Consider the following 16,923-nt stretch of genomic DNA (forward strand, 5'->3'; position numbering starts at 1 on the left):
TCAGGCGAACGGCGGCCGCGGATCGATGCGGCTGGAGATGCGACCGACGGTCCGCCAGGCGCGGGCGACGAGGTCGGCGTCCTCGTCGGTGATCAGATTGCCCATGACGCGGACGACCAGTGACATCAGCTGCGGTGAGCGGATGCCCGGACGGCCGAGCGTGGGCACCGTCTGCGGCATCGTCAGGAGTCCGGCGAGGCGTCGGGCGGCGGAGAACGCCAGCCCGTAGTGGCCGACGAGGATGTCGCGCCAGCGGTCGGTGTAGTCGTCGGCACCGAGGAGTTCGACGGCCAGCCGGGCGGTTTCCATCGCGTAGTCGATGCCCTCGCCGTTGAGCGGGTTGACGCAGGCGGCGGCGTCGCCGATCAGCATCCAGTTGCGGCCCGCGACCCCGGTCACCGCGCCACCCATCGGCAGCAGGGCCGAGGCGATACGGACCGGCGGTCCGCCCAGTGCCCATTCGTCCTGCACCATGGCGGCGTAGTGCTCGAGGATCGGTCGAAGTGCCATGTGCGCCGGTCGTTTCGAGGTCGCGAGCGCGCCCACTCCGACGTTGACCAGTCCGCCGCCCGCGGCGCCCAGGGGGAACACCCATCCGTAGCCGGGGAGGAGTTCGCCCTCGGGGCCGCGCAGCTCCAGATGCGAACCCATCCAATGGGAGTCGGCACGTGCCGATGGCGCGTACGCGCGCGCCGCGACGCCGTAGGCCGTGTCCCGATGCCATTCGCGGCCAAGGGCTTTGCCCAATCCCGACCGCACGCCGTCGGCGACGATGAGGTCACCCACCCGCACGGTGTGGGTGTCGCCGCCGGCGGAGAACGTCACCGCGCCGACCCGGTCGCCGTCCATCGTCACGTCGATTGCCTTGGCGCCCTCCACCATTCGGACGCCGGTGCGCACCGCGTGGGCACGGATCGCGTCGTCGAACTCGGTGCGGGCGACCGCGCTGCCGTAGGCGGGGAAGCGTCCCGAGGGCCAGCGGACCTGCTGACGCGCGCCCCACCCGTTGAGGAGCAGGCCGTCGATGCGCGGCCGGTCGGCCACCAGAGAGCCGAGGCCCAGGGCGTCGAGCTCGGCGACGGCGCGCGGGGTGAGTCCGTCGCCGCACGTCTTGTCGCGCGGGAACACCGCGGCGTCGACCAGGACGACGTCGCGTCCGGCCGCGGCGGCATGCGCGGCGGCCGCCGACCCGCCCGGTCCCGCGCCGACCACCAACACGTCCGCGTGGTCGGGGAAGGGGGCAGCGTCCTGGGGCGTCGTCTTCTCAGGGCTCACCCGAACAGTATGTCCGTAGCCCCGACCGGATAGGCTCGGCAGGCAGGTGGGGCGACGAGGACACTCGGGCATCCGCCACCACGAATTTGCCGGATCAGACGAGATGGGGCGGCCTAGCTGTGAAGTCCACATTCGCCGGGTTGGACCTGGTATCGGATGAGTTCGCCGAAACGGTGCGCTCCTCGTTGCAGAAGGTCGAGGACCTGCTGCTGAGCGAGCTCTCGTCCGGGGACGACGTCATGACGGAGGCGGCGACCCACCTGGCCAAGGCCGGTGGCAAGCGGTTCCGGCCGATGTTCGCCATTCTCGCCTCGCAGTTCGGGCCGCGTCCCGACTCGCAGGACGTCATCACGTCGGCGACCGTCGTCGAGATGATTCACCTCGCGACGCTGTACCACGACGACGTCATGGACGAGGCCTCGATGCGCCGCGGCGCCCCGAGCGCCAACGCCCGCTGGACGAACTCCATCGCGATTCTCTCCGGCGACTTCCTGTTCGCCCGCGCCTCCCGCCTGGTGTCGACGCTGGGCCCCGAGGCCGTGCGCATCATCGCCGAGACCTTCGCCGAACTCGTCACCGGCCAGATGCGGGAGACCGTCGGGGTCAAACCCGGCGCCGACCCCATCGACCACTACCTGCAGGTGGTGTGGGAGAAGACGGGTTCGCTGATCGCCGCCGCCGCACGCTTCGGCGCGATGGCCTCCGGGGCGACCGCGGACGACATCGAGCGGCTGTCCCGGATCGGCGACATCGTCGGCGTGGCCTTCCAGGTCTCCGACGACATCATCGACATCAGTTCGGTCTCGGTCGAGTCGGGGAAGACCCCGGGCACCGACCTGCGCGAGGGTGTCCACACCCTGCCCGTCCTCTACGCGCTCACCGGCGATGACGCCACGTCGGCGCGGCTGCGTGAACTGCTCGTCGGTGCCGAGGGCAGATCACGCCCGCTCACCGACGACGCCGAGGTCGCCGAGGCACTCGAGTTGCTCGGCTCGTCGGCCGGTATGGCCGCCGCGCGGGCCAAGCTGCAGAGCTTCGCCGACGAGGCCCACGCGATGCTCGCGGAGCTGCCGGAGACGCCGGCACACAAGGCGTTGTCGTCGTTGGTGGACTACACCGTCGAGCGGGTCGGGTAAGGGCTTCGACGCGGTTCCTCGCTGCGCTCGGTACCGGCTCAGCCGGCAGGTGGGCTCAGCCGGCAGGGGAGGTGCCTCGCTGCGCTCGGTACCGGCTCAGCCGGCAGGGGGCTCAACTGGCAGGTGGGCTCAGCCGGCAGTTCCTGCTGGCCGAGTAGCGACGACCGAGCGAAGCGAGGACGCCGCGTATCGAGGTCACTGTCCGTTGCGGGCCATCTCCTGCAGACGCCGGATGCGTTCGGCTGTCGGCGGATGGGTGGAGAACATCTTCGCCATGCGGTCGCCGGCGCGGAACGGGCTCTCGATCATCATGTGTGACTGCGCGGCGATGTCGGGCTGCGGCGGCAGCGGGGCGGCCTGGACCCCGCCGGAGATCTTCGCCAGCGCGGAGGCGAGAGCCAGCGGGTCGCCGGTCAGTTCGGCGCCTGATTCATCGGCCTGGAACTCGCGTGAACGTGACACCGCCATCTTCACCAGGGTGGCCGAGATGGGCCCCAGGAAGGCGATGAGGAGCATCGCGAGCGGATTGGGCCCGTTGTCGCGGCCGCCAAAGGCACCCATGAACATCGCGAAGTTGGCCAGGCCGCTGATGACGGCGGCCATCGCGCCCGCGATCGAGCTGATCAGGATGTCGCGATTGTAGACGTGCGAGAGCTCGTGACCGAGCACGGCACGCAGCTCGCGCTCGTCGAGCAGCTGCAGGATGCCCGTTGTGCAGCACACGGCGGCGTTCTTGGGGTTGCGGCCGGTCGCGAAGGCGTTGGGGTTCTCGGTGGGCGAGATGTAGAGCGCAGGCATCGGCTGGTGGGCCGAGGTCGCCAGCTCACGCACGATGCGATAGATGACGGGCGCCTGCAGCTCGGTGACGGGCTGGGCGTGCATCGCCTTCAGCGCCATCTTGGCGCTGTTGAAGTACACGTAGGCGTTCATGCCCACGGCGAGGACAACCGAGCCCCAGAGGATCAGGGGGCTCTGGAACAGCGCACCGATTCCGACGATGATCGCCGACATCACACCCAACAGGGCTGCGGTCTTCAATCCGTTGAAATGCATCGCGGGTCCTCGTCTGTCGCGCGCCGACCGGTGGATGAAAGGCGCCTCGTTCATTCAAACGACGCAACGTCCGTTTGGGTTTCCGGCGGACCCGGTGCGATCTTGCACACACATCGCAAGCGGCCGGGCGTCGTGGGCTCGGTGGGGTGAACGGCGACATCCCCGCCCGGCACGGATGGCGGGCGGGGACGTCGTCGAGGTCAGCGGTAGTTGACGAACTGCAGGGCGATGCCGAAATCCTCGCCCTTGAGCAGCGCGATCACGGCCTGCAGGTCGTCGCGCTTCTTGCTGGAGACGCGCAGCTCGTCGCCCTGGATTTGAGCCTTGACGCCTTTCGGGCCCTCGTCACGGATCTTCTTGGAGATCTTCTTCGCGTGCTCGGAGTCGATGCCCTGGACCAGCTTTCCGCTGATCTTGAAGGTCTTGCCCGATCCGACGACCTCGCCGGCGTCGAACGCCTTCAGCGAGATGTCACGGCGGATCAGCTTCTCCTTGAACACCTCGAGACCGGCCTGCGCGCGCTCTTCGGCGTCGGAGGTGATCACGATCGTCTCCTCGCCGGACCACTCGATACCGGTGTTGGTACCGCGGAAGTCGTAGCGCTGCGACAGCTCCTTGGCAGCCTGGTTGAGGGCGTTGTCGACTTCCTGGCGGTCGACCTTGCTCACCACGTCGAACGATGAATCAGCCATGTCCGACAGGTTATGCCATCGCCGCCGCGGGATCGGTGACAGCCCGCAGATACCCGTCCCTGACCAGCCGGTTTGCATGCGGACGTATGGTTCGTTGTATTCTTCACCGCGTTGTTCGAACGACCGTCACGGCGGCCGTGGGAGCAGCACGGCAGGTTGCCCGAGCGGCCAAAGGGAGCGGATTGTAAATCCGTCGCGCAAGCTACATAGGTTCGAATCCTATACCTGCCACGGCGTGGTCGATGTTCACGAAAACTGCCCGACAGACGGTCTCTGACCAGCGATTTGTCTAGCACGGACGTGAGTGTGTAACCTCGTTAAGGCTCTCGGACAGAAATGCCCGGGGCACGCCCCCTTAGCTCAGTCGGCAGAGCGTTTCCATGGTAAGGAAAAGGTCGACGGTTCGATTCCGTCAGGGGGCTCGCTGGACGAGAAGTCCGCGGGGCGGTGTAGCTCAGCTGGTTAGAGCGCACGACTCATAATCGTGAGGTCGAGGGATCGAGTCCCTCCACCGCTACACATCGGGTCCGACCGGAACCGAGCGCAAGGGTCGCCAGCCCTGAGGGAACTGCCGAACCCGACCACGTACCACCCGAAAGAAGGCAATCAAGTGGCCTCCTCAACAGATGTTCGCCCCAAGATCACCTTGGCCTGCGAGGTGTGCAAGCACCGTAACTACATCACCAAGAAGAACCGCCGCAACGATCCCGATCGCCTCGAGATCAAGAAGTTCTGCCCGAACTGCGGCAAGCATCAGGCGCACAAGGAATCGCGCTAGACAACGCCTGTCGGCGATTCCGGTACAAGAACCAGCACACGGGCTGCCTCTGCGAAGAGGCGGCTCGTTTTGCTTGTTACCGGGTAGGGGGTCGCCCGGTCACGAGGTGCTTCGCACAACTAAATAGACTCAATCGAGACAACACGCGCAGCGCGGCGCGGGTGGGTCGTCGACAAGCGGCCCACGTAGTCCGGTCCGGGCCCTCCCGGATCGGTCATGCGAAGGGAGTAGTAGTCAATGTCAGACGCGAGTGGAACAGACCTCCAGGAGCGGATAGCCGAGTCGAGGAACGGCGGCGCCAAGCTCACCCCCGAGGAGATCGCCGCGCACACCCAGTCGCTTGTCGGCTTCCACTACACCGTCGACGACTACTACGAGATCGGCCGCGAAGAGGTGCGTAAGCACGCCATGGCCGTGCAGGACGCGCACCCGACCCACTGGAGTGAGAAGGGTGCCCGCGAATTCGGGCACGAGACCCTGATCGCCGCGCCCACATACGTCTCGGTCCTCGGCATCATCGCGCAGCGCAAGCTGTTCGAGGACGTGATCACCGGCTACGACATGTGGCAGATCATGCAGACCGATCAGCGCCTCGTCTACCACCAGCCGATGAAGGTCGGGGACCGCCTGATCTGCGACGTCTCGCTCGAGTCGTTCCGTCACGTCAGCAGCCCCGAGATGATCGACCTGATGGTCACCAAGAACGTCATCTGGAACCAGCACGACGAGCCGGTCATGACCACCTGGACGTCGCTGGCCGCTCGTCCCGGCATGGACGTCGATCCCGAGCTCGAGGCCTCGCTCGACCACGTGATGATGAAGATCGACGCGATCGGGGAACCCGGGCACACCGTCGAGCCCAAGGCCGGTCGGTATGACCTGCCCGACCCGACCCAGTCGCCCGGCGCCTACGCCGCGGTGAACTTCGACACTCTCTCCGTCGGGCAGGAACTCACGCCCAAGCGGTACTTCCTCACGCGCGGCAACCTGTCCAACTACGCCGGTGTCGCCGGCGACCCGAACCCGATCCACTTCTCCGACCATGTGATCAACGCGGCCGGGATGGACGACGTCGTCGCCCACGGCATGCAGACGATGGGCCTCGGTGCCAGCTTCGTCTCCGAGTTCATCGGTGATCCGGCCGCCTTCTGCGAGTACAACGTGCGTTTCACCAGTCCGGTGTACGTCCCGGCCGACGACAGCGCCGCCGTCGACTTCACCGGCAAGGTCAAGTCCCTGGACCCGGAGACCCGGCGCGGCACGATCGCGATCACCGCGAAACAGGGCGACCGCCGGATCTTCGGCCGCGCCACGGTGGTCGTTCAGTTCAACTGACGCTTCCCGACACCGACGGGGCCGACCGAACCGCGTTCGCATGCGACATGGTTCAGGCGGTGCGACGTGGATCGAGTCGTGCATCCGGGTCGATGTCGCGTGCGACTTCGTGTCCTCGGTTCAGGGCGTCTGGGTGTCGATCCGGCGCAGCCGGCCCGGCTTTCGACACCCCGGGACGTGAGCGTCTTTGCAGGTCGCGGCGCGATGTCAGCCATGTCGGTGGTGGTGTCTCGGGGGCTCGCCGGGTGTCGCGGGGCCCGCGGCGTGTACGGTCGTCGAGGGAGCAGATGGAGCGCGTTTTGGGTCCACAGCCCCGGTGATCTACACTGAAGTGTCTGATTGATTCAGGCTTGCGCGCTACCCATAGGGTGGCGCGTTGGTTTTGTCGGCGATGAATCGCAGGCGCCGGTCGCGAGACCGGGATTCGATCGGATGGCAGCGGAACCACCTCGGTGGGGAAGTCGCAAAGGGGCGTAGCTCAATTGGCAGAGCAGCGGTCTCCAAAACCGCAGGTTGCAGGTTCAAGTCCTGTCGCCCCTGCCCTGGTGAAGGGCACACGTTGACGAGAGGACCGCGAAGTTGAGCAAGCGAGACCGGGCTGCCCGCGCCAAAGAAGCCGCCGAGGGTTCTGCGGCCGATTCGGCAGCGGCTGAGCTCGACGGTCGCGACGAGGCAACTGGCGGTGCAGCGGCCGACGAGACGTCGACCGGCGCCGCCAAGGAGCTGCGTCCGTCCGGCAAGCGCTCGGCTCGTGGACGTCGCTCGTCGACCGGTGTATCCGGAACCGACGGAGACGCCGACTCCGACACGGGGTCGTCGGTAGCCGTCAAGGAACGCAAGAAGAAGAAAAAGGCGTCTGCTGAGGACAGTCGGAATCCGTTCGTTCGGATCTGGTTGTTCCTCACGCAGGTCGTCGCCGAGCTGAAGAAGGTCATCTGGCCGACGCGGCGCGAGATGATCACGTACACGATCGTCGTGCTCGTGTTCGTCATCGTGATGACCGCGTTCATCTCCGGCCTCGACCTGGCCTTTGCCAAGGGCGTCCTCTGGTTGTTCGGCTGACCCACGCGGTGGGTGGCCGGGCGAGCGGGAGCCGACCGGAGATGAACCATAAGGAGCGTGGGCTGCAGTGAGCACCCCGGAGAACGAACTCGCATCGACCGACGCCGTCGACGTGGCTGACACCGACGTCGACGCGGCCGTGACCGACGAGGTCGACGAGGCTGCAGTCGACGAGGCCGGTGACACCGACGTCGAGGCGGCCGCCGAGGGCGACGACGCTCCCGCGACCGACGTCGCCTCTGAGGACGTGTCCGCCGAAGAAGCGCCTGAAGAAGAGGTCGATCCGGTCGAGGAGCTGCGCAAGCAACTGCGCCGCGCGCCCGGCGACTGGTACGTGATCCACAGCTACGCCGGCTACGAGAACAAGGTCAAGGCCAACCTCGAGACCCGCGTGCAGAACCTCGACGTCGGTGACTACATCTTCCAGGTCGAGGTCCCGACCGAAGAGGTCACCGAGATCAAGAACGGTCAGCCCAAGAAAGTCAACCGCAAGGTGCTTCCGGGCTACATCCTCGTTCGCATGGAACTCAACGACGAGTCGTGGGGCGCCGTTCGCAACACCCCGGGTGTCACCGGTTTCGTCGGGATGACCAGCAAGCCATCGCCGCTGTCTCTCAACGAGGTGCTGCAGTTCCTCATGCCGCGTGTGGAGGCCAAGAAGCCCGCCGCCAAGGGTGGGGCCGCCGAGGGCGTCGAAGCCGCAGCTGCCGCCGCGTCGAACGTCATCGAGGTCGACTTCGAGGTCGGCGAATCGGTCACCGTCATGGACGGCCCGTTCGCGACGCTGCCCGCGTCGATCAGCGAGGTCAACGCCGAGCAGCGCAAGGTCAAGGTGCTCGTGTCGATCTTCGGTCGCGAGACACCGGTCGAGCTCGGGTTCAATCAGGTCGAGAAGATCTGACCCTTCGAGGCTCGCTTCGCTCGCACCTCAGGGAGCGGGGAAAGCAGCTTCGCTCGCACCTCAGGGAGCGGGAAAGCAGCTTCGCTCGCACCTCAGGGAGCGGGGAAAGCAGCTTCGCTCGCACCTCAGGGAGCGGGGAAAGCAGCTTCGCTCGCACCTCAGGGAGCGGGGAGCAGGTTAAACACAAGACTTCTACGTCTCCAGCGGGCGTGGATTCGCAAGGAAACAAGCAAGGAACAGAAGATGCCTCCCAAGAAGAAGAAGCTCGCCGGGATCATCAAGCTCCAGATCCAGGCAGGCCAGGCCAACCCGGCCCCGCCCGTGGGTCCGGCGCTCGGTCAGCACGGCGTGAACATCATGGAGTTCTGCAAGGCCTACAACGCGGCGACCGAGTCGCAGCGCGGCAACGTCATCCCGGTGGAGATCTTCGTGTACGAAGATCGCTCCTTCGACTTCAAGTTGAAGACCCCGCCGGCTGCGAAGCTGCTCCTGAAGGCCGCAGGTCTCCAGAAGGGCTCCGGCGAGCCCCACACCAACAAGGTCGGCAAGGTGAGCATGGACCAGGTCCGTGAGATCGCCAAGACCAAGTCCGAGGACCTGAACGCCAACGACATCGACCAGGCCGCGAAGATCATCGCCGGTACTGCTCGGTCCATGGGCATCACGGTCGAGGGCTGATCTCGATACGTCCTCGGCTAGCGCCTCGGACTACTCGATCAGCAGGACCGGCAGGTCCGCTGATCAGCAAACAGAACCCCGTGGGAGGGCCGGCTCGGCCCGCACCACACACCCCGCCGTTTCAGTGCGGAGAAGGAACAGAGCAATGAGCAAGAAGAGCAAGGCCTACGCGGCCGCGGCCGAGAAGGTCGACAAGTCCAAGCTGTACAGCCCGCTGGAGGCTGTGGAGCTGGCCAAGGAAACCTCGTCGAAGAACACCGACGCGACCGTCGAGGTCGCGATCCGGCTGGGCGTCGACCCCCGTAAGGCAGACCAGATGGTTCGAGGCACCGTCAACCTGCCGCACGGCACGGGTAAGACCGCCCGCGTGATCGTGTTCGCCGCCGGCGACAAGGCCGCCGAGGCCACCGCCGCCGGTGCCGACGAGGTCGGCGCCGAGGACCTGATCGAGCGCATCCAGGGTGGTTGGCTGGACTTCGACGCCGCGATCGCCACCCCGGATCAGATGGCCAAGGTCGGCCGCATCGCGCGTGTCCTCGGACCGCGTGGCCTGATGCCGAACCCGAAGACGGGCACCGTGACCACCGACGTCACCAAGGCCGTCAACGACATCAAGGGCGGCAAGATCAACTTCCGCGTCGACAAGGCAGCCAACCTGCACTTCGTCATCGGCAAGGCCTCGTTCGACCCGGCCAAGCTGGCCGAGAACTACGGCGCCGCGTACGACGAGATCATGCGTGCGAAGCCGTCGGCAGCCAAGGGCCGCTACATCAAGAAGGTCACCGTCTCCACCACCACGGGTCCGGGCATCCCGGTCGACCCGCAGGTGAGCCGCAACTTCGCCGAAGCGCCGCAGGCCTGATCCGGTAGTAGGCGCTCTCGCGTAGACAGAGACCACGAGGGGTCCGGCAAATCACTGCCGGGCCCCTCGTGTTCTGTCTCCCCGTTCTTTTCCTCGGAGGTCATTGGCTCGTGGTGAGAATCCCTGCCGGAACCCGTCGTCGTGGTGGTGCGGTGACCGCCGCGCTGCTGACGATGTTGCTTGTGTTCGTCGGCTGTGGTGCCGACGATGGCCGGAACGACGACGCGGTGGGGTCGGGGACGCCGTCGAAGATCGTGTCGCTCAGTCCGACGACCACCGAGATGCTGTTCGCCGTCGGTGCGGGTGATCAGGTGGTCGCCGTCGACGACCAGTCCGACTATCCCGCCGAGGCCCCGCGTACCACACTGTCCGGGTACACCCCGAACCTCGAGGCGATCCTCGCCTACGACCCCGATCTCGTCGTCCTGACCGACGACAACAACGACATCATCGCCGGTCTGGACCGGGTGGGCGTCGAGGTGCTGCGGCTCCCCGCGGCGAAGAACCTCGACGAGACGTACGCACAGATCCAGCAGATCGGCGAGGCCACCGGCCACGCCGAGAAGGCCGATCAGCTCGTCGCGTCGATGCGAGACGAGATCGAGCGGACCGTCCGGACCGTCCCGCTGCGCGAGGTGCCGCTGACCTACTTCCACGAGCTCGACGACACGTATTACACCGTCACCGACGACACCTACCTCGGCCAGATCTACGGGCTTCTCGGCCTGCGGTCGATCGCATCCGGGCAGAACGGCTATCCGCAGCTGTCGACCGAGTACATCCTGGAGAGCGATCCCGAGATCATCTTCCTGGCGGACTCCCAGTGCTGCGCGGTCACACCGGAGAAGGTCGCCGCGCGTGCCGGCTGGAGCGACCTGCGTGCCGTCGTGAACGGGCAGGTCCACGTCCTCGACGAGGACATCGCGAGCCGATGGGGTCCGCGCGTCGTCGACCTGGTCCGGGACGTTGCCCAGATCGTTTCCGGCGTCGACGGACAACCCTCGAACTGAGATGGTGAGCCGTCGGGTCGGGGTCATCTGCGGGGCCGTCGCGGTGCTGCTGGGCGCATGTCTGCTCGCAGTCCTCGTCGGCCCGGCCGGACTGACACCGAAGGGCGTTCTGCTCGACCTTCTCGACCGCCTCCCGCTCGTCGACGTCGAGTCCGGGCTCACCCGGCGTCAGCAGACGATCCTCTGGGAGGTGCGGATGCCGCGGGTGGCACTGGGCGCGCTGGTCGGTGCGATGCTCGCCGTCGCCGGTGCCGCCTATCAGGGCGTCTTCCGCAATCCGCTCGCCGACCCGTATCTCCTCGGCGTGTCCAGCGGCGCCGGGCTGGGCGCGACCGTCGCGATCGTCCTCGGCGGCGCGGCCGGCACGATCGGCCTGCCGCCCGCGGCGTTCGTCGGCGGCATCGTGGCCGTCGCAGCGACGTATGCGCTGGGCCGCACCGTCGGCGGTGGCCGCACCGAGGTGGTCATCATCCTCGCCGGCGTCGCGGTCGCGGCCTTCGCGAACGCCATCCAGACCTTCCTCATGCAGCAGCACGACGACACGCTGCGGCAGGTCTACAACTGGATGCTCGGGCGCCTGGCCACCGACGGCTGGTCCGAGGTCATCACCGTACTGCCGTACGTCGTCGCGTGTGTCGCCGTCATCGTGCTGTTCGGGCGCACACTCGACGTCATGGCGGTCGGCGACATCGAGGCGTCGAGTCTGGGGATCAGACCCGAACGGGCGCGACTGCTGCTCGTCTGCGTGGCGACCCTGGGGACCGCGGCCGTGGTGTCGGTGAGCGGGTTGATCGGGTTCGTGGGCATCGTGATCCCGCATGCGGTCCGGCTTCTCGTCGGACCCGGACATCGACTACTGCTGCCGCTGTCGTTGCTGGTGGGCGCGGCGTTCCTGGTGCTCGCGGACGTGGTCGCTCGGACGGCCATGTCGCCGTCCGAGCTGCCGATCGGTGTGGTCACCGCGGCCATCGGCGCGCCGTTCTTCCTCGTCGTCCTCCGGCGCAGCGGTCGGAGTCCGCAATGACCGCCTCGATCACCTGCCGTGGTGTCTGCGCATCCCGTGGGGGAGTGGAGGTCCTGCACGACGTGGACCTCGAGATCGGCTCGGGCGCCTGGGTTTCCCTGGTCGGCCCCAACGGTTCGGGCAAGACGACGCTGCTCCACGCACTCGCCGGTCTGGTGGCCTCGACCGGACGGATCGACGTCGCGGGCGTCGACCCCGGTCGCGCCCGTCGCCGCGAGACAGCCCGCGCCGTGGCGTTGATGCCGCAGCGGCCGATCGTGCCGGAGGGCACGTCGGTGCGCGAGCTCATCGGTCTGGGCCGCACCCCGCACATCGCCCGGTTCAGTGGTGAAACCCGTTCGGACCGTGAGGTGGTCGACGACGTCATCGAGCGCCTCGACCTCCAGGAGTTCGCGAACCGGTCCGCGTCCGCGCTGTCGGGTGGTGAGCTGCAGCGGGTCGTGCTCGCGCGGGCGCTGGCCCAGCAACCGCGTGTGCTGCTCCTCGACGAACCGACCAGCGCCCTCGACATCGGCCATCAGCAGCAGGTCCTCGACCTCGTCGACTCCATGCGGCGGGCCAGCGAGCTGACCGTCATCGCCGCGATGCACGACCTGACGTCCGCGGCTCAGTACGGGCAACGACTCATGCTCCTCGACCGGGGACGCATCGTCGCCGACGGTCCGCCCGCCGAGGTGCTCACCGCCGAACGCCTGCGGGATGTCTACGCCGCGAAGGTGGAGGTGCTCGACCGTCGTGACGGCCCGGCCGTGCTGCCGGTTCGGGATTCGGGAACATCGCGATGAAGGTCACGCTAATGGGCACGGGCGCCGCCGACGGTTGGCCGAATGCGTTCTGCCACTGCGTCTCCTGTGATGATGCGCGCCGTCTCCGCGACTTCCGTGCCCAGACCGCGGCACTCGTCGACGACGTGCTGATGCTCGACTTCGGGCCCGACGCGCCCGGCGCGGCGGTCCGCCACGGATGTTCGCTCGCCGGGGTGCGACATGTCCTGGTCACTCATGCACATGCCGATCACCTTGCGCCGCAATCATTGTTGTTCCGGTCATGGGTCGAGCGCTCCGGCGATCTGGAGGTCATCGGGCCGGCTGATGCCCTCGACTCCTGTCGAGCGTGGGTGGGTCCCGGCGACCCGGTGCGGTTCACTCCCGTCGTCGCCGGTGATCAGGTGCGGGTCGGGGAGTATGACGTGCGAGTGCTTCCCGCACGCCACAAGGTCTTTCGCGACGGTGATGCGGTCCTCTACGACGTCACCGGCCCCGACGGCACGCGGTTGCTCTGGGCGAGTGACACCGGCGTCTGGCCGGGTGAGTGGTTCGGGGCGGTCGCGGGCGCCGCATTCGACGCGGTCTTCCTCGAGGAGACCTTCGGCGATCGCGAGGACCTCTCCGACGGTCATCTGGGGTTGACCGGTTTCGCGACGATGGTCGAGGCCATGCGGAAGGTCGGTGCCGTCGTCGACTCCACCGACGTCGTGGCAGTTCACCTGGGACACCACAATCCGCCGGTCGGCACGCTGCGCGAGCGGCTTCGAGGTCTGGGTGCGCGCGCGGGACGAGACGGGGAGGTGCTCGACATGGGTGGACCGGTGCGGCGTCGGGTCTTCGTCACCGGCGGAGCGAGGTCGGGGAAGTCTCGGTACGCCGAAGGCCTGCTGGCCGGCGTCGACGACGTCGTCTATGTCGCTGCGGGCGGTCCGCGCACCGGCGATCCCGAATGGGAGCGCCGTGTCGAAAGCCACCGCCGGCGCCGGCCGGCGTCGTGGACGACGGTCGAGGACACCGACGTCGCCGGTGTCCTGCGGTCGGCGGCTCAGCCGGTCCTCGTCGACTGCCTCGGTACCTGGCTGACCGCCCGGATCGATCACCACAATGCCTGGGAGAAGGGCGATCTGGACACCATGCGAGCCGATGTCGACCATCTCCTGGACGCTTGGCGGACCTGTGCGGTCCCGGTCGTCGCGGTCAGCAACGAGGTCGGCAGCGGTGTCGTCCCGGCCACCGCGTCGGGCCGGTTGTTCCGCGACGAGCTCGGCCGTCTGAACGCCGGAATCGCCGACCTCGCCGACGAGGTGGTTCTCATGGTCGCCGGGCAGCCGGTCACCATCCGCTGAACCGCCCGCAGCATCGCCACTTCCGGGATGGGGTGACGGCTCAGTTCAGCCAGTCGTTGCCGCCGAGACCCAGCTGCCGGACGTCGAGGGTGGGGGTGATCCCCGACGCGGGGACGAGATCATGTGCCTCGAGGACCGACCGCAAGGTCTCGGCCGCGTCGATGTTGAGCGGACTCGACACCCACATCGCATAGGGAAGGTTCACAAAGCGGTTCTCGCGCACGGCCTTCAGGTTGCGGCCGGCCGGATTCGTGCGCAGCGCCTCGATCTTCGGCTCGACGGACTGGCCGGGATAGTCGACGAAGACGATCAGATCGGGGTCGGCCGTGGTGATCCGCTCCCAGCTGACCGCGGTCCAGGTGTCCTGGACGTCCTCGGTGGCGTTCCGCGCGCCCGCGGCGTCGATGATGCCCTGCGGTCCGCCGAAAGCGCCCGACGAGAAGATGGTGTCGGAGACGCTGTCGAAGACGAAGACCGTCGGCTTCTCCGTCGGTTGCGGTGCGCTGCGGAGGCTTTCGAGGCGGTCGGCGATCTCGTCGGCCGCCTTCGCCCCTTGCTCGGGATTGCCGGTGATGGTGCCGATGTTGCGCAGGTCGGTGTCGAGCGCGACCCATGGATCCATCGTGCCCCGCGGTGCCTGACCGTCGGCCTGACGGCATGCCTCCGAGAGCTGGTACACGTCGATGCCGTGCGAGGCCAGGATCTCCGGGGTGATCCCGCGGGACTCACTCATGCCGTAGTTGTATCCGGCGTACAGGACCTCAGGTTTGGCCCCCGACGATGTTCTCGAGCGTGGGCGGTTCGGTGGCTACCTCGTCGAGCGTGTCGACCTGCGGGCCGTATTCGAGTCGGAGAACGTCCTTGTCGCGCGCGAGCGCGCTGACGGCGACCATCTTGTCGCGTGCGCCGGCCGCCAGCGCGATCGCGATCATCCCGCCGTCGTTGGCGAACAGCCGATCGAGAGGCTGGTCGAAAGTGACCTCGGCGCCGCAGTTGGTGACGGTCACGGTGTCGGATGCGGTGGCGTCGGACTCGGTGCCGCAGCCTGCGGCCACCCCTAGGAGAACGGTTACGGGGGCGAGTGTGGGTGCGACTCGGGTGATGGTGCGGTTCATCGGTTTTCCTTGCTGGTGTGGGCCTGCTGCGCAGTGATGGGAGAGTTCAACAGGAGATGCGGGAGACCGGTCTCGGGGTGCGACACGACGGTGCCGGACACATCGAAGACCGAGGTAAGCAGATCGGGTGTCAACACCTCGACCGGCGGGCCGTGCGCGGTGATGCCGCCGTCGAAAACGACAGCGACGGAGTCGAAATGGCGGAGGACGAGGTCCAGGTCGTGCATGGCGGCGATGACCGTGGCGTCGAGGTCGTCGAGGATCTGCATCAACCGCAGCCGCCAGGCCGCGTCGAGATGGTTCGTCGGCTCGTCGAGAACGACGATCGGCGTCTGCTGGGCGATCGCGCGGGCGAGCACGACTCGATGCCGTTCGCCGCCCGACAGATGCATACACGACCGGCGTTCCCAACCGCCCAGTCCCACCTGCTCCAAAGCGGACCGGATGATCTCGTGGTCGTCGGAATTGCCTGTGGACCAGGCAGACCGGTACGGCGTGCGTCCGAGGCCGACCGCTTCGGCGACCGTGAGTTCGGCCGACGGATGTTCATCCTGACCGACGACCGCGATCGACAGCGCACGACGCCGCGCGGGAAGACGATCGAGATCGTCGCCGGCCAACCGGATACGCCCGGTCGCCGGTCTCTCGAGACCGCACAGGGTCCGGAGCAACGTGCTCTTCCCCGCCCCGTTCGGGCCGACGATGGCGAGGCGGGTTCCGGCCGGGACGTCGAGGTCCACCTCGCGCAGGATCGTGCGGCCCCCACGACGACAGCTGACGGCGCTCGCGCACAGGGTCATCGAACGTGTGCCGGAGCTCATCAGGACCCGCCGCCGAACACGTACTGGCGTCGTCCCATCAAGAACAGGAAGATGGGTGCGCCGATCAGTCCGGTCACGATGCCCAGCGGCATCTCGCGTGGTGAGGCCGCCACTCGTGAGATGACATCGACCCACACGAGGAACAGGGCACCGCCGCAGACCGCGACGGGGATCATCGCCCGGTGCGTCGCGCCGACCAGCAGGCGAGCGGCGTGGGGGACGATCAATCCCACGAATCCGATTCCGCCCGCGACCGCGACCAGGACTCCGACGAGAATGCCCTGGACCGCGAACAACGCGTTCCGCATGGCACGCACGGGAACCCCGAGGGACGTCGCGGTGTCGGTGCCGGCCGCGTAGGCGTCGAGCCAGGAGTGGATCGCCAGCATCGCGAACACCGTGAGGGCGACGACGACGCCGGCGATCTGGACTTTCGCCCAGGTCGCGCCGGCGACGCTGCCCAGCATCCAGAACATCACGTTGTCGGCGGCATGCGGGTCCGCGGCGGTGAACACCAGCAACGAGGACAGCGCCATGAACGCCGACGACAGGACCACCCCGGAGAGGATCAGGCGCAAGGCGGTCAGTCCGCCCTGCGCCCGGGCCACCGCGTACACGGTGACCGACGCCACAAGTGCGCCGACCAGGGCGCCGCCGGACAACGCCCAGACGCCGAGGGCGGCAAACGAACCGAGCGTGATGACGGCCGTGGCGCCGACCGCGGCTCCGGCGGACACGCCCAGAAGGTACGGCTCGGCGAGCGGATTGCGGACAAGGGCCTGCATGACTGCACCGGCGAGGGCCAGACCGGCGCCGACGATCGCCGCGAGAACCGAACGCGGCAAACGTAGATCCCAGATGATGACGGAGTGGGCGGCGTCGAGCTCGTCACCCCGGAGACGCCCGGCGACGGTACGCCAGACATCACCGATGGGTATGGTCTCGGCGCCGAAAGCGGTGGCGACAGTAATGCTCACCAGGGTGAGAACGAGAAGGATCAGGGCAAGAGGCATCGACGGAAGTCGCCCTACCGACGTGTCGGTGGCGATCATCGTCGTGCCGTCGGGA

General features: G+C 67.4%; 16 protein-coding genes, 4 tRNA genes and 1 pseudogene. 15 read left to right on the plus strand and 6 right to left on the minus strand.

Annotated elements, in window-relative coordinates; translation table 11 throughout:
- Positions 1-1,275, minus strand: a complete 1,275-nt coding sequence (locus tag IHQ52_RS08220; protein ID WP_006435291.1) for a geranylgeranyl reductase family protein — start codon at positions 1,273-1,275, stop codon at positions 1-3.
- A 119-nt stretch (positions 1,276-1,394) separates the two neighbouring features.
- On the opposite strand from IHQ52_RS08220, the gene IHQ52_RS08225 reads away from it, so the two are divergent.
- Complete coding sequence (locus IHQ52_RS08225) at positions 1,395-2,411, plus strand: polyprenyl synthetase family protein (RefSeq protein ID WP_024499800.1); 1,017 nt, start codon at positions 1,395-1,397, stop codon at positions 2,409-2,411.
- 195 nt (positions 2,412-2,606) lie between these two features.
- Here IHQ52_RS08225 and htpX read toward each other — a convergent pair whose 3' ends face one another.
- Together htpX and IHQ52_RS08235 are read right to left on the minus strand one after the other, a co-directional pair.
- The gene (gene htpX, locus IHQ52_RS08230; RefSeq protein WP_182155252.1) at positions 2,607-3,464 is read right to left on the minus strand and encodes a zinc metalloprotease HtpX; all 858 of its coding nucleotides are present in this window, start codon (positions 3,462-3,464) and stop codon (positions 2,607-2,609) included.
- Positions 3,465-3,664: 200 nt separating this feature from the next.
- On the minus strand, positions 3,665-4,156 hold the full coding sequence (locus IHQ52_RS08235) for a YajQ family cyclic di-GMP-binding protein (RefSeq protein ID WP_006435294.1): 492 nt from the start codon (positions 4,154-4,156) through the stop codon (positions 3,665-3,667).
- A gap of 150 nt (positions 4,157-4,306) precedes the next feature.
- On the opposite strand from IHQ52_RS08235, the gene IHQ52_RS08240 reads away from it, so the two are divergent.
- The 14 genes from IHQ52_RS08240 (at position 4,307) to IHQ52_RS08305 (ending at position 13,919) form a co-directional block, all read left to right on the plus strand.
- Positions 4,307-4,387: transfer RNA gene (locus IHQ52_RS08240), tRNA-Tyr, on the plus strand.
- A 118-nt stretch (positions 4,388-4,505) separates the two neighbouring features.
- A tRNA-Thr gene (locus tag IHQ52_RS08245) sits at positions 4,506-4,578 on the plus strand.
- 21 nt (positions 4,579-4,599) lie between these two features.
- Positions 4,600-4,673: transfer RNA gene (locus IHQ52_RS08250), tRNA-Met, on the plus strand.
- 93 nt (positions 4,674-4,766) lie between these two features.
- Positions 4,767-4,934 (plus strand): 50S ribosomal protein L33, encoded by a 168-nt coding sequence (rpmG, locus tag IHQ52_RS08255; RefSeq protein ID WP_003929651.1) that lies wholly within the window; start codon positions 4,767-4,769, stop codon positions 4,932-4,934.
- A 237-nt stretch (positions 4,935-5,171) separates the two neighbouring features.
- A complete protein-coding gene (locus IHQ52_RS08260; RefSeq protein WP_006435295.1) occupies positions 5,172-6,269 on the plus strand; it encodes a fused (3R)-hydroxyacyl-ACP dehydratase subunits HadA/HadB in 1,098 nt (365 codons plus the stop codon).
- 467 nt (positions 6,270-6,736) lie between these two features.
- Positions 6,737-6,809, plus strand: a tRNA-Trp gene (locus tag IHQ52_RS08265).
- Positions 6,810-6,848: 39 nt separating this feature from the next.
- The gene (secE, locus tag IHQ52_RS08270; protein ID WP_006435296.1) at positions 6,849-7,331 is read left to right on the plus strand and encodes a preprotein translocase subunit SecE; all 483 of its coding nucleotides are present in this window, start codon (positions 6,849-6,851) and stop codon (positions 7,329-7,331) included.
- Between the two features lie 67 nt (positions 7,332-7,398).
- Positions 7,399-8,232: a transcription termination/antitermination protein NusG gene (nusG, locus tag IHQ52_RS08275; protein WP_096273220.1), complete on the plus strand. Its 834-nt coding sequence runs from the start codon at positions 7,399-7,401 to the stop codon at positions 8,230-8,232.
- A gap of 243 nt (positions 8,233-8,475) precedes the next feature.
- Positions 8,476-8,910: a 50S ribosomal protein L11 gene (rplK, locus tag IHQ52_RS08280; protein WP_006435298.1), complete on the plus strand. Its 435-nt coding sequence runs from the start codon at positions 8,476-8,478 to the stop codon at positions 8,908-8,910.
- Positions 8,911-9,055: 145 nt separating this feature from the next.
- A complete protein-coding gene (gene rplA, locus IHQ52_RS08285) occupies positions 9,056-9,772 on the plus strand; it encodes a 50S ribosomal protein L1 (RefSeq protein ID WP_006358216.1) in 717 nt (238 codons plus the stop codon).
- A 110-nt stretch (positions 9,773-9,882) separates the two neighbouring features.
- Positions 9,883-10,782 (plus strand): ABC transporter substrate-binding protein, encoded by a 900-nt coding sequence (locus tag IHQ52_RS08290; protein ID WP_096273222.1) that lies wholly within the window; start codon positions 9,883-9,885, stop codon positions 10,780-10,782.
- A 1-nt stretch (position 10,783) separates the two neighbouring features.
- Positions 10,784-11,806, plus strand: coding sequence for a FecCD family ABC transporter permease (locus tag IHQ52_RS08295; RefSeq protein ID WP_024499802.1), 1,023 nt, complete (start codon positions 10,784-10,786; stop codon positions 11,804-11,806).
- A complete protein-coding gene (locus IHQ52_RS08300) occupies positions 11,803-12,591 on the plus strand; it encodes an ABC transporter ATP-binding protein (RefSeq protein ID WP_096273224.1) in 789 nt (262 codons plus the stop codon). Before IHQ52_RS08295 ends, IHQ52_RS08300 begins: the two co-directional genes overlap by 4 nt.
- Positions 12,588-13,919, plus strand: coding sequence for a bifunctional adenosylcobinamide kinase/adenosylcobinamide-phosphate guanylyltransferase (locus tag IHQ52_RS08305; protein WP_096273225.1), 1,332 nt, complete (start codon positions 12,588-12,590; stop codon positions 13,917-13,919). Before IHQ52_RS08300 ends, IHQ52_RS08305 begins: the two co-directional genes overlap by 4 nt.
- A gap of 40 nt (positions 13,920-13,959) precedes the next feature.
- Here IHQ52_RS08305 and IHQ52_RS08310 read toward each other — a convergent pair.
- From IHQ52_RS08310 to IHQ52_RS08320, 3 genes and pseudogenes are all read right to left on the minus strand, one after another.
- Positions 13,960-15,034: pseudogene (locus tag IHQ52_RS08310) on the minus strand (ABC transporter substrate-binding protein).
- Entirely contained in the window at positions 15,031-15,855 is an 825-nt protein-coding gene (locus IHQ52_RS08315; RefSeq protein ID WP_096273226.1) for an ABC transporter ATP-binding protein, read from the minus strand. The pseudogene IHQ52_RS08310 and the gene IHQ52_RS08315 overlap by 4 nt, the downstream one beginning before the upstream one ends.
- Positions 15,855-16,907, minus strand: a complete 1,053-nt coding sequence (locus IHQ52_RS08320) for a FecCD family ABC transporter permease (RefSeq protein WP_096273228.1) — start codon at positions 16,905-16,907, stop codon at positions 15,855-15,857. The genes IHQ52_RS08315 and IHQ52_RS08320 overlap by 1 nt, the downstream gene beginning before the upstream one ends.
- Positions 16,908-16,923: the final 16 nt, after the last annotated feature.

The sequence above is a fragment of the Gordonia amicalis genome, assembly GCF_022059885.1.
In the GTDB taxonomy this organism is placed as follows: domain Bacteria; phylum Actinomycetota; class Actinomycetes; order Mycobacteriales; family Mycobacteriaceae; genus Gordonia; species Gordonia amicalis.

Bases quoted from the DNA above. Each gene is read 5' to 3' on its own strand.
- IHQ52_RS08320 (WP_096273228.1), bottom strand. From the start codon at position 16,907: ATGATCGCCACCGACACGTCGGTAGGGCGACTTCCGTCGATGCCTCTT.
- IHQ52_RS08305 (WP_096273225.1), top strand. From the start codon at position 12,588: ATGAAGGTCACGCTAATGGGCACGGGCGCCGCCGACGGTTGGCCGAAT.
- htpX (WP_182155252.1), bottom strand. From the start codon at position 3,464: ATGCATTTCAACGGATTGAAGACCGCAGCCCTGTTGGGTGTGATGTCG.
- IHQ52_RS08235 (WP_006435294.1), bottom strand. From the start codon at position 4,156: ATGGCTGATTCATCGTTCGACGTGGTGAGCAAGGTCGACCGCCAGGAA.
- IHQ52_RS08260 (WP_006435295.1), top strand. From the start codon at position 5,172: ATGTCAGACGCGAGTGGAACAGACCTCCAGGAGCGGATAGCCGAGTCG.
- IHQ52_RS08315 (WP_096273226.1), bottom strand. From the start codon at position 15,855: ATGAGCTCCGGCACACGTTCGATGACCCTGTGCGCGAGCGCCGTCAGC.
- rplK (WP_006435298.1), top strand. From the start codon at position 8,476: ATGCCTCCCAAGAAGAAGAAGCTCGCCGGGATCATCAAGCTCCAGATC.
- rplA (WP_006358216.1), top strand. From the start codon at position 9,056: ATGAGCAAGAAGAGCAAGGCCTACGCGGCCGCGGCCGAGAAGGTCGAC.
- IHQ52_RS08300 (WP_096273224.1), top strand. From the start codon at position 11,803: ATGACCGCCTCGATCACCTGCCGTGGTGTCTGCGCATCCCGTGGGGGA.
- IHQ52_RS08295 (WP_024499802.1), top strand. From the start codon at position 10,784: ATGGTGAGCCGTCGGGTCGGGGTCATCTGCGGGGCCGTCGCGGTGCTG.